The organism is Actinomyces sp. S4-C9, assembly GCF_000758775.1.
Taxonomy (GTDB): domain Bacteria; phylum Actinomycetota; class Actinomycetes; order Actinomycetales; family Actinomycetaceae; genus Gleimia; species Gleimia europaea.
Genome location: NZ_JRMU01000013.1, coordinates 26,542 through 36,762, shown reverse-complemented (window position 1 = coordinate 36,762; position 10,221 = coordinate 26,542). Strand labels below are relative to the sequence as shown.

The 10,221-nt window shown below is 57.4% G+C and carries 9 protein-coding genes; 2 read left to right on the top strand and 7 right to left on the bottom strand.

What is annotated here, in order from left to right:
• Window positions 1-65 precede the first annotated feature (65 nt).
• From HMPREF1628_RS06445 to HMPREF1628_RS06435, 3 genes are read right to left on the bottom strand one after another with little or no spacing between them, the layout of a single operon-like run.
• Window positions 66-719 (bottom strand): class II aldolase/adducin family protein, encoded by a 654-nt coding sequence (locus tag HMPREF1628_RS06445; RefSeq protein ID WP_034509644.1) that lies wholly within the window; start codon window positions 717-719, stop codon window positions 66-68.
• Between the two features lie 6 nt (window positions 720-725).
• Window positions 726-1,757, bottom strand: coding sequence for a 2-hydroxyacid dehydrogenase (locus tag HMPREF1628_RS06440; RefSeq protein ID WP_034509641.1), 1,032 nt, complete (start codon window positions 1,755-1,757; stop codon window positions 726-728).
• Window positions 1,754-3,277, bottom strand: coding sequence for an FGGY-family carbohydrate kinase (locus tag HMPREF1628_RS06435; protein WP_034509637.1), 1,524 nt, complete (start codon window positions 3,275-3,277; stop codon window positions 1,754-1,756). The genes HMPREF1628_RS06440 and HMPREF1628_RS06435 overlap by 4 nt, the downstream gene beginning before the upstream one ends.
• 180 nt (window positions 3,278-3,457) lie before the next feature.
• On the opposite strand from HMPREF1628_RS06435, the gene HMPREF1628_RS06430 reads away from it, so the two are divergent.
• On the top strand, window positions 3,458-4,264 hold the full coding sequence (locus HMPREF1628_RS06430; RefSeq protein WP_034509635.1) for a DeoR/GlpR family DNA-binding transcription regulator: 807 nt from the start codon (window positions 3,458-3,460) through the stop codon (window positions 4,262-4,264).
• Window positions 4,265-4,267: 3 nt separating this feature from the next.
• Here the strand turns inward: HMPREF1628_RS06430 and HMPREF1628_RS06425 are convergent, their stop codons facing one another.
• The gene (locus HMPREF1628_RS06425; RefSeq protein ID WP_034509631.1) at window positions 4,268-5,053 is read right to left on the bottom strand and encodes an SDR family oxidoreductase; all 786 of its coding nucleotides are present in this window, start codon (window positions 5,051-5,053) and stop codon (window positions 4,268-4,270) included.
• Window positions 5,054-5,187: 134 nt separating this feature from the next.
• Here HMPREF1628_RS06425 and HMPREF1628_RS06420 point away from each other — a divergent pair, with 134 nt between their 5' ends.
• Complete coding sequence (locus HMPREF1628_RS06420) at window positions 5,188-6,429, top strand: MFS transporter (protein WP_034509627.1); 1,242 nt, start codon at window positions 5,188-5,190, stop codon at window positions 6,427-6,429.
• Here HMPREF1628_RS06420 and HMPREF1628_RS06415 read toward each other — a convergent pair.
• From HMPREF1628_RS06415 to lysS, 3 genes are all read right to left on the bottom strand, one after another.
• Window positions 6,426-7,109, bottom strand: coding sequence for a potassium channel family protein (locus HMPREF1628_RS06415; RefSeq protein WP_232219405.1), 684 nt, complete (start codon window positions 7,107-7,109; stop codon window positions 6,426-6,428). The two genes, HMPREF1628_RS06420 and HMPREF1628_RS06415, sit on opposite strands and share 4 nt — an antisense overlap.
• Window positions 7,102-8,463 carry a TrkH family potassium uptake protein gene (locus HMPREF1628_RS06410; protein ID WP_034509671.1) on the bottom strand — a complete coding sequence of 454 codons (1,362 nt, stop codon included), beginning with the start codon at window positions 8,461-8,463 and terminating at the stop codon, window positions 7,102-7,104. The genes HMPREF1628_RS06415 and HMPREF1628_RS06410 overlap by 8 nt, the downstream gene beginning before the upstream one ends.
• Window positions 8,464-8,612: 149 nt before the next feature.
• Window positions 8,613-10,160, bottom strand: a complete 1,548-nt coding sequence (gene lysS / locus HMPREF1628_RS06405; protein ID WP_034509624.1) for a lysine--tRNA ligase — start codon at window positions 10,158-10,160, stop codon at window positions 8,613-8,615.
• Window positions 10,161-10,221 lie beyond the last annotated feature (61 nt).

Here is a 10,221-nt window from a genome sequence, read left to right as displayed (position 1 = left end):
GCCCCGAGTAATCGGGGCCGCGTCCTAATTCAACTAGGCGTTAGGCCACGCCTTAGTTCGACAGGCTAGTTCTTGTCGCGCGCGGGCTGCTTGCCGTAGTCGGCCATGCCAACTCCCGCATCGTGCATCTGCTTCTCCGAGAGCAGCGCCACGGGCAGACCCGTTGAGAGTGCGCGCAACTGAATCTCGCAAATGTACTCAAGTAGCGGCAGACCATTTACGGCCTTCTTCAAGCTAGGGCCAATGGTGATAGCGCCGTGGTTCTTCATGAGCGCTGCAGTGCGACCTTCAAGTGCCTTGGTTACGTTGATTGCCAAGTCGTCAGATCCGAAGCCCGCGTAAGGAGCCACACGGATCGGGCCACCAAACATCGCACTGTAGTAGTGCGACGTGGGGATCTCATCAACAACCAGGCCCAACGCCGTCGAAGCCGGAGCGTGGTTGTGAGTGACAGCCAGCGCATCCGTGGACTTGTAAATGTTGAGGTGAAGGGGCAGTTCCGAGGACGGCTTGAGCTTGCCATCTACGATATTGCCCTTCATGTCGGTAACCACAACGTCCTCGGCGGTCATTTCTTCATAGGGAACGCCCGAGGGAGAGATGGCAACGAGGTCATCTACGCGCACAGACACATTGCCAGCGGTGCCGACAATGAGCTTCTCGGCCTGCATGAACAGGCAGGTTTCAACGATTTCTTTGCGTACTTCTTCTAGAAGCATGATTTCCTACTTTCTGAGAACATCCGGGTTGGCAACGTGGGCGGGAGTTTCACCGCGAGCGAATGCGGCGATGTCTGCCGCGCCGATCTTGGCGGCAAGAATGGAAGCATTCTTGGAAGCGCCCGCTAGGTGCGGGGTAAACGTGATGCCAGGCGTCTTGAGCAGCCTGTGGTCTGTAGGCATGGGCTCTTCTGGCAAGCAGTCGAGCGCCGTAGCAAACAGGTGACCAGAATCAAGCGCGTCCGCGAGGTCGTCGTAATCAACCAGCGTTCCGCGGGCAGCATTGATGAAGATCGAACTTTCCGGCATGAGGGCAAACTTTTCTGCGTTCATCATGCGCGTATTTTCCTTTGATTCGCGCACGTGAAGAGTGACGATATTGGAGGCCCTCAGCAGGTCCTCGAGATCGTCTACGAACTCGATGTTGTCCGCCCCGCTGCGATCCTTGGTCCACGGATCGTAAACCAGCACCTTGCCACCGAATGCGGCAATAATGTTGGCCACTCGCCTACCGACGTTGCCGTAACCAATGACGCCAACGGTAGAAGATCCGATCTCGGGCCCCACGTTGTCGAAAATGTAGTAGTCCGACCTCCACTGGCCACCCACAACCTCCATGTGGCGCTGCGCGATCTGACGGGCAGCGGCGAGGATCAGCGCAACCGTGTGCTCCGCGGTTGCTACTGCGTTGCGGCCCGGCGCGTAACTGACGAGCACCCCGTGTTTGGTTGCGGCGTCAATGTTTACGTTTACTGGCCCCCCTCGGCAAATGGTGATCATCTTCAAGTCCGGGCAAGAAGAAATCACTTTTTCGGTAAACGGGAAGGTGTGCGAGAACGCCACGTCAACGCCTTGGAGTGCTTCGATTAGTTCGTCCTCGTCACCGAGGGCCTCGCGAACCTCACCCACGTTATGGAATGGGGGCACGGGCCAGGTGGAGGCAATCGAAGAAATTTCCGCGTCGGGAAGCTCTTTCAGTAGCGCCTCCTTCAAAATGTCGTCCCTTAAAAACTGGTCTGATGCGAGTAGAACTTTCACGCCTCGCTCCTTTCACCATTGTTACGACGCAACTCGCGCATTGCGGGCCACACCGGCTGCAGAGCCTGGCGCGTCTTAACGAATACTTCATGCGACTTCTTGTACGCCTCGTACTTTGCCGGGTCCGGCTCGAAGGTCTCTAGCGAGGTGCGCAGAGCCTCCGACGCTTCCTCCACAGTGTCAAAGCGGCCTGCGGAAACCAGCGCCAAAACTGCGGCTCCGCGAGCGCCAGCCTCGGGCGCGTCTTGGCGCACAACTGTCTGCCCGGTGGCGTCCGCCAGGATCTCGCAAATGAGGTCGGAGCGGAAGCCGCCGCCAGAGACCACCAGGTCAGAGTGGATCTGTAGTGTGTTAATGCACTCGACCAGAGAGAACGCCACGCCCTCGTACACGGAACGCAAAATGTCTTCAGTACTGGACGTGAGCGACATTCCCGCCCACGAGGCCGACGCATTCGTGTCGAGGAAGGGGGCGCGCTCGCCGCCGGGTGAAGCGTAGGGCAAGTACACCACGCCGGAAGCGCCCGGCTTCGACATGCGGGCAAGTTTTTCAAGTTCGGTCCAGCTATTTTCTTCCAGACCCAAAACCTTGCGAATCCAGTCGAGGTTGGGCGTGCCTGTCATGGGAGCCATGAACTCGAGCACCTGCTTGCCGTTGCCAGTAGCAAGCACCATCGACAGGTCGGAGCGGCGCTCACTAACCGACGGCAGTAGCGTTCCCACAAAAGCGGTGGTGCCAAGAATCAGCCACGAATCACCATTTTCTAGGGCGCCCAGGCCCATACCGGTTACCGCAACGTCGATCATGCCCACGCCAACCGGAGTGCCCGCGGGAATACCGGTTTCACGCGCCGCCTCTTCACTGAGTGGCACCGCCTTGCCGTCCGCGCGGTGGATCTGTGGGAGAAGCCTCGCGTATTCCTCAAGACCTAGATCTTTGGCAAGTTCTGCGCTGAACCCGTCGGTTGTACGCACGTCCAAGAACGAGCGCGAAGCCTCCGTGTAGTCGGTTAAACGCTCACCGGTGAGCTTAAACCGGATCCAGTCTTTACAGTTCAAATGCGTAGTCGCGCGGGCCACCACATCGGGCTGCGTAGCTGCCAGCTCCTCGATCAGCACCGGGAACAGGCCGCCAAACGTAGTTGTACCCGTCACCTCTAGTACCTTTGCAGCGCGGCCGTCCTCGTCCCACTGCTTCACACGCTCTGCGGCGCGTCCATCCAACCAGTTCGCGGCCGGACGCACCGGCTCCCCGGCCTCATCAATCAGCCATGCACCATCGCCCTGGCCGGTAAGACCGATACCAACGATCTTGGAGTCCTTGACCTCGCTTGCAACTTCGCGCAAGCAGGTGGCCACAGCCTCCCAAATCTGATTCATGTCCTGCTCAGCTTCACCGTTGTCCCCGTACTGAACAGGAACAGCCTCGTGATGCGTTGCCAAAATCTTTCCGTGCAGATCAAATGCCACAGCCTTTACTGCTGTAGTGCCGCCATCCACGCCGATAACAACTTCTTGCACAGCTTTCCTCCCTAAACCGAGCAACCCCAGTGTCGCTCACCACAGTCAGAGTAGAATGAAAGCCGTTTTTTATCAATACATTTGCGGTTTTTCTCAACATAATGAGAAAACAATGCAAAGTCAGCGTAGGTTTTAGATATTCTTAAGCTAAGTCACATCATTTTTCGCAAGGATTGCCGCATGTCCTCTGATCCAAAACCTACTCTGGCCCCCGCAAAATCCGACTGGTCAGACCCACCCAGCCGGCGCGAGTGGATAACCGACACACTTTTTGAGCTGGGCGAACTGCACATCGAGCAGATTGCGAACGCCCTCCACGTATCTACCGCCACCGCATACCGAGATGCGCAAACCTTGGAAAATCAAGGAATCGTCATCCGTTCAAAAGGATTCTTGCGCGCGATCGCCCCGTCCACTGCCGAACTTCCCGCAGCCGTGCGGGCCAAACGTCAGTTGGAGGAAAAGCGCACCCTTGCACATGCGGCAGTAAAACTTGTTTCACCCGGCGACGTAATTATCCTCGACGATTCCACAACCAACGTGCCCCTGATACCGATCTTGAAACACATAAAGTCACTCACCATCATCACTAACTCGCTTTACGTGGCGCGCGAATTTAGCGAAGTGCACTCGATCCAGCTAATCCTGCTGGGTGGAAACTACATGAACTGGGCCGACTCGTTCTATGGAGCACATGCTACCGAGATGGTTAAAGACTTCCGCGCCGACATCTCATTCATGTCAGATGCCGCTGTTTGGGCAGGCGCGATCTACAACCCGAAAGACTTCGTGGTCAACATGAAGCGGGCAATACTGGGGGCTTCACACCGCAAGGTGTTGATGCTTGATCACAACAAGTTCTCGCGCGCCGCCTGGCAACGCACCGCATCACTCGAGGAGTTCACAACCATTTTCACCACCACTCGCGCATCTTCCAAGGACGTTGAGAACCTGCGCAAGTACTGTAGCGACGTGCGGGTAGTTTAGCCGCTACAGGACGGGCGTTGCTCCCCCATCAAGGCGAACAGCGGTGCCCGTAATGTAAGCCGCCTGCTGCGAAGCGAGGAACGCGACCGCGGCGCCCAGCTCGGCCGGATCACCCAGGCGCTTCACCGGAATGTTTTGCTCAAACCGCTCGCGAACGTCTGCGGCGCTCACGCCCTCGCGGGCAGCGGCGTCCTGGTCAAGCTGGTCGATACGCGGCGTCAAAATGCGACCCGGATGAACCACGTTCACCGTGACGCCATCCCCGCCCACTTCTTGGGACAGAGCCTTCAAATAGCCCGCCAACCCCTGGCGTCCAATCGTTGAGAGCACCAGCTGCTGAGAGGGGGTAACCACAGCGGTGGATCCGATTGCAATAATCCTGCCCCAACCGCGCTCACGCATTGCGGGCAAAACCCGATTAACCATGCGCACATGCGGTTCAATAAGGCGCGCAGCGGCTCCAGCAACATCCTCACTCGTGATCGTTGAGGGCGACGCTGGCTTAGGCCCCGGCCCGTTCAACACCAGGATGCTAACCGGCCCCAGCTCGCGCTCGCACGTGCTGATGGCCTGTTCAATGGAGGTGGCATCCTCAACATCTAGCGGCACCTCTAGTACAACTCCTCCGGCCTCGCGAATCTGCTTAACAACTTCCTCGCGAGCCTTTGCAGTGCGGCCCGTAACGCAAACATGCGCGCCTTCCGCGGCAAGCGCCACTGCGCTCGCCCTACCCAGCCCGGACGTCGAGGCCGCAACGAACGCAACTTTCCCGCTGATTTGCAGATCCATGGAATCTCCTAACCGTTTTAGTACCAGCCTAATCGCGCTGGCATCGCGCGGCCAGACAGGTTCACTTTGGTTACCCTTATTAGCCGGCGTCAGCCAGGTTTCATAAGGTGGAAGCCGAGCGAGGAAGGTGGCACGTGGCAGAAGATGAGAAGACCGAAAGGTCCAACGTAAACAGGTTTATTGGCGCGAACGCCCTGCAAAATATTGGCGACCAGGTTATCGCCGCAAAAACTGTTTTGCCGTGGATACTGCAGGCCGGCGGAGCACCCGGCTTTGCAATCGCCATGCTCGTACCCGTGCGCGAATCCCTCTCCATGCTCCCTCAGGCCGCGTTCACCCCGTGGGTTATCGGGCACAAGCGGCGCAAGAGCATCTGGGTGATTGGAGCTATCGGCCAGGGCGTAGCCGCCCTGCTCATGGCAGTTGCCGCGGCGTTCCTCAAAGGCTTAGCTCTTGGCCTCGCCTTCCTCCTGCTACTCGCTGTCTTCGCTACTTTCCGTTCCCTTTGCTCGATCGCTTCAAAGGACGTGCAGGGCCGGATCGTGGACAAGGGCAAACGCGGACTCATCACCGGACGCTCAGCCGCTATCGGCGGCTTCGTCTCGCTCGTGATTGGCCTTAGCATCTCCCTCACGCCAGCGTTACAAAAGCCTAGCTCCCTCGTAATTCTCATTCTGCTTTCCGGACTCATCTGGTTCCTGGCCGCCCTGGTGTTCAACCAGATTGATGAGCCAATCGATCCGGATGCCGATGGAGGGGGCCTCGACAAAGCGTGGTGGAAAGACACCTGGGAACTGTTTCGCGACCAAAAGGACTTCCGTAACTTCGTGATTGTACGTTCACTGCTGCTCGTATCGGCACTTTCAACGGCTTTTATCGTCCTGCTCTCGCAAGAGGTGGGCAGCGACATCACGGGGCTGGGTCTGTTCCTGGTTGCGTCCGGACTTTCCGCACTTCTTGGCGGGCGAATTTCCGGCAAGTTTTCTGACAAGTCCTCAAAGAACACCATGTCCATTGGAGCGGGGGCGGCCTCCGCAATCATTTTGCTCACCCTCGCTGCAGTTCATTTTGGGCCCCAAACTGCCCTAACGTGGATCCTGCCGACCTCGTTCTTTGCCCTCAACCTCGCTCATATTTTGGTGCGAGTGGCGCGCAAGACCTACATCGTTGACATGGCCGAGTCGGACGTGAGGACACGGTACGTGGGAGCCGCGAACACACTCATGGGCATCATCTTACTTCTAGTGGGTTTGGTCTCAGGCGCGCTCACAATGTGGGGTGCTTCGCCTGCACTGATTTTCCTGGCACTCGTTGGTTTTGCGGGAGTGTTTGCGGCTTCTCGCCTACCCGAGGTTTCAAAACCTGCGGCGGATTAAGCGAACGCGATCTCGAGGTTGTTGGACGGGCCTGCGGCCAAAACGGTTTGCCCCGCAACTAGCCTAGTGTCAGGTGAAACCTGCTCCCACGTCCCATCCTCTTGCCGAATCCCAATCAAGGTGACCCCGTGCCCAGACCGGAAACGTGTTTCGCTCACCAGTTTCCCGCCCACTTTTTCGGGGACAGTAGCTGTTGCCAGAGCAAACCCATTTCCGAGGTCAAAAAAGTCTGAAAGCCTGCGCGTAATCAGGTGTGCGGCCCTCTGCCCCATGTTCTTCTCCGGCTCAAAAACATGTTTTATTCCTAGCTGCCGGAAGATCTCCGCCTGTTGCGCAGTTGCCGCCTTCGCCCAAATTTCTGGCCCATCCAGCTGTAACAATGCGGATGCGACGAGGATGGAGGACGCCAAGTTCTCCCCGATCGCAACCACGGCAGTTTGGAACTCATCGACGCCCAGTTGCTGTAGCGCCTCAACACTGGACGCGTCAGCTTTCACCACCTGTGTGAAACGCCCCCTCATTGCCTGGACTACGTCCGTATCCTTGTCTATTCCAAGCACCTGCACGCCAGATGCAACGAGCTCCTCACCCATTGCCGTTCCAAAGCGTCCCAGGCCGATGATGGCAACATCGCCAGCTTCTCCTGCACGAACTCGCGGGAGGAATGAAAAACTACCCAATGATTGGCCTTTCCTTAGGAAGCTCATACAGCTTCGTATCGGGTCGAATAGTTAAGACTGTTGCAACTGCCACGGGCCCCACTCGCCCAAAGAACATGAGCGCGCAAATAATCAGTTGCGCCGCAATAGGCAACTGCGGAGTGATCCCTGTTGTTAGGCCCACCGTGCTCAGCGCAGATATGACCTCATACAACACGGCGTCCATCCCCCAGGGCGTTAGCACCATGATTATGGCGGTAGCTCCTACAACTAGGCTAAACGCAATCATCAGCACCGTAATCGCTGCACGCTGAGTGGAGCGGCCAATGCGCGAGCCAAACAGTTGCACGGCCTGGCCTGCCCTAATTTCGGTCAGAACTAAAAAGACGAGCACCAGCATGGTCGTAATCTTCACGCCACCTGCGGTTCCAGCCGGGCCTGCCCCAATAAACATGAGAATGTCGGTGACCAGCCAGGTGATGTCACTTTGCGTCGCTATATCCATCGAGTTGAAGCCTGCTGTGCGCGGCGAGATTGCCGTGAACAGGGTGATGAGGAGCTTATCTGCAGCGCTGTACTGGCCCGTTTGCGAAAGGCTGCTCCACTCAAGCAGCGTGATGAGTAGCCAACCGGTAAGAATGAGGCCAATGGTTCCGTGCACCACTAGGCGCGCGTTGAGCGACCAGGCCCACCGCCTCTTCTTCCTCGTTTTGAATGCGTGCACAATTTCAGCCAGAACCGGGAATCCGAGGCCTCCAATCACAATCAGAATTGAGATTGGCAAGATTATGAACGGGTCTGTAGCAAACGGGATCAAACTGTCGGTTTCCAAAGAGAAGCCGGCATTATTGAACGCGGAAATGGAGAAGAAAGTGCCCCACTGCAGGGCTTCACCTAGCGATTTGGAACGCGAATAGAAGTCGATTACCAGCGGGATCGCAAGAACTACCTGCACGATGAGGGCCATGCGCACAATACGTTTCACGAATCCGCGCATATCTGACATTGTGAGGGCGCCGGTGATTTGAGCGACCACGAGGCGCTGGCTCAAACTCAGGCGGTGAGCTACATACACGGCGAGGAGGGCAGCGAACGTCATCGCCCCCAAGCCGCCGATTTCAATGAGCATTGCGATCACTGCGTGGCCGAATGTACTCCAGTATGTGGCCGTATCAACCACGATAAGACCAGTTACACAGGTGGCCGAGGTTGCGGTGAATAGAGCTACAGACAGCGGCGCCCCTCCTGCAATGGAGGGGCCGGCAACTGCCACCGGCACATTTCCTGGCCACATGGGAGCACCAGACCTTGCCACGGGGAGCATTAGCAATACGGTTCCAACCGAAATCGCTATGCCCAGCCCAAGCAGGGCCATTCGCGCCGGGTAAAATCCTGCGCTCCGCGCTTGCACGCGTCTTTGCTTACGAGCTTTCTGCTCGCCTAACATCTTGGCTTTGATACCAAGCATTGTAGTGCTCTGGCCGATGAAAACGTTATGCCGATTATGTATGAGCTAACTTACAGTCAGTTCTCGATTCGCTTCACTAGCGGGAACGTGATGGTTTCGCGGATTCCGTAGCCAGTTAGTGCCATCAGCAGGCGGTCGAGGCCCATGCCCATACCACCCGTGGGCGGCATGCCCTGTTCCATTGCCTGCAGGAAGTCTTCGTCAAGAACCATCGCTTCTGGGTCTCCGTTTGCCGCGGCAAGCGCCTGGGCTTCAAAGCGCTCCCGCTGAATTACCGGGTCAACCAGCTCGGAGTAGGCGGTGGCTAGCTCAAAACCGCGAACGTACAGGTCCCACTTCTCCACGCGGCCAGGCAGGCTGCGGTGCTGGCGAACCAACGGGGACGTATCCACAGGGTAGTCGCGCACAAACGTCGGTGCCCACAAGTGATCGCCAACTGCGTGCTCAAAGATCTCTTCCACTACCTTGCCCGCCACAGCGTGATCCGGAACAGCAATTCCGCGTTCCTCTGCCAGCTTCACAAGGCGGGAAAGCTCGGTTTCTGGCGTGATTTCTTCTTTTACGGCTTCCGAGACCACCTCGTAAAGTGAAATCTCATCCCACTGTCCAGAAAGGTCGTATTCGGAACCGTCGGCAAGCGTTACCTTCTCGGTGCCAAACACGTCTCGCGCGGCCTTCTGAATGAAGTCACGAGTGCGGGCAGCCATCGTGTTGTACGTGCCGTAGGCCTCGTAGGCTTCAAGCATGGTGAACTCCGGAGAGTGCGAGGAGTCCGCGCCCTCATTTCGGAAGTTACGGTTGATTTCAAAAACCTTTTCCACGCCGCCAACCACTGCGCGCTTCAAGAACAGTTCCGGCGCAATACGCAAGTAAAGCTCCGTGTCGTAGGCGTTCATGTGGGTTTGGAACGGGCGGGCGGCCGCGCCACCATGAATGTTTTGGAGCATCGGAGTTTCGATCTCCAAGAATCCCTCGCGATGGAAGTAGTCGCGTAGCGACCACACAACGTCCGCGCGCGTGCGAACCATCTCACGAGCAGCCGGACGCAAAATCATGTCGAGGTGACGCTGGCGAATACGAGCCTCCTCTGAAAGGCTCATCTCTTCGCCGGCATCCGTCGTGAACGTCTTCGGTAGCGGACGTAACGCCTTCGAGGTGATACGCCACGCGGGAGCGTCCTCGCTCGGCTGAGCGAAAATGGATAGCTCACCGCGGCGCGAACGCATTGCCGGCCCGTGCACAAACAGGTGATCGCCAAGGTCTACGTTTGCCTTGAATTCCTTTAGCGAGTCGCTACCCACCTCTTTAGCGGAGAGCATCACCTGAATGCGGTTGCCCTCGCCATCTTGGATGACAACGAACTGGAGCTTACCGGAGCCGCGAATAAACATGACGCGGCCAGCGACGCCCACGGGCGCGGGTGACTGCTCGTCGATTTCGAGGTGGTCGAACTCCTCCCGCACCTTCTTGATGGTGCTGGTGATGGGCAGTTCTACCGGGTAGGGATCGGTTCCCTCTGCGAGCATGCGCGCACGTTTTTCGGCGCGAACACGAAACTGCTCGGGGGCTTCTTGAATTTCAGACGACTCGTTGTTCTTTTCCACGTCCCCATCGTACTAAAGGGGCGCTACATGCGGGAAATAGTGGGCTAATATCACGTTTCAC

Excerpts from the sequence above, each read along its gene's own strand:
- HMPREF1628_RS06445 (WP_034509644.1), bottom strand. The coding sequence starts at position 719 with ATGCTTCTAGAAGAAGTACGCAAAGAAATCGTTGAAACCTGCCTGTTC.
- HMPREF1628_RS06430 (WP_034509635.1), top strand. The coding sequence starts at position 3,458 with ATGTCCTCTGATCCAAAACCTACTCTGGCCCCCGCAAAATCCGACTGG.
- HMPREF1628_RS06425 (WP_034509631.1), bottom strand. The coding sequence starts at position 5,053 with ATGGATCTGCAAATCAGCGGGAAAGTTGCGTTCGTTGCGGCCTCGACG.
- HMPREF1628_RS06410 (WP_034509671.1), bottom strand. The coding sequence starts at position 8,463 with ATGGCCCTGCTTGGGCTGGGCATAGCGATTTCGGTTGGAACCGTATTG.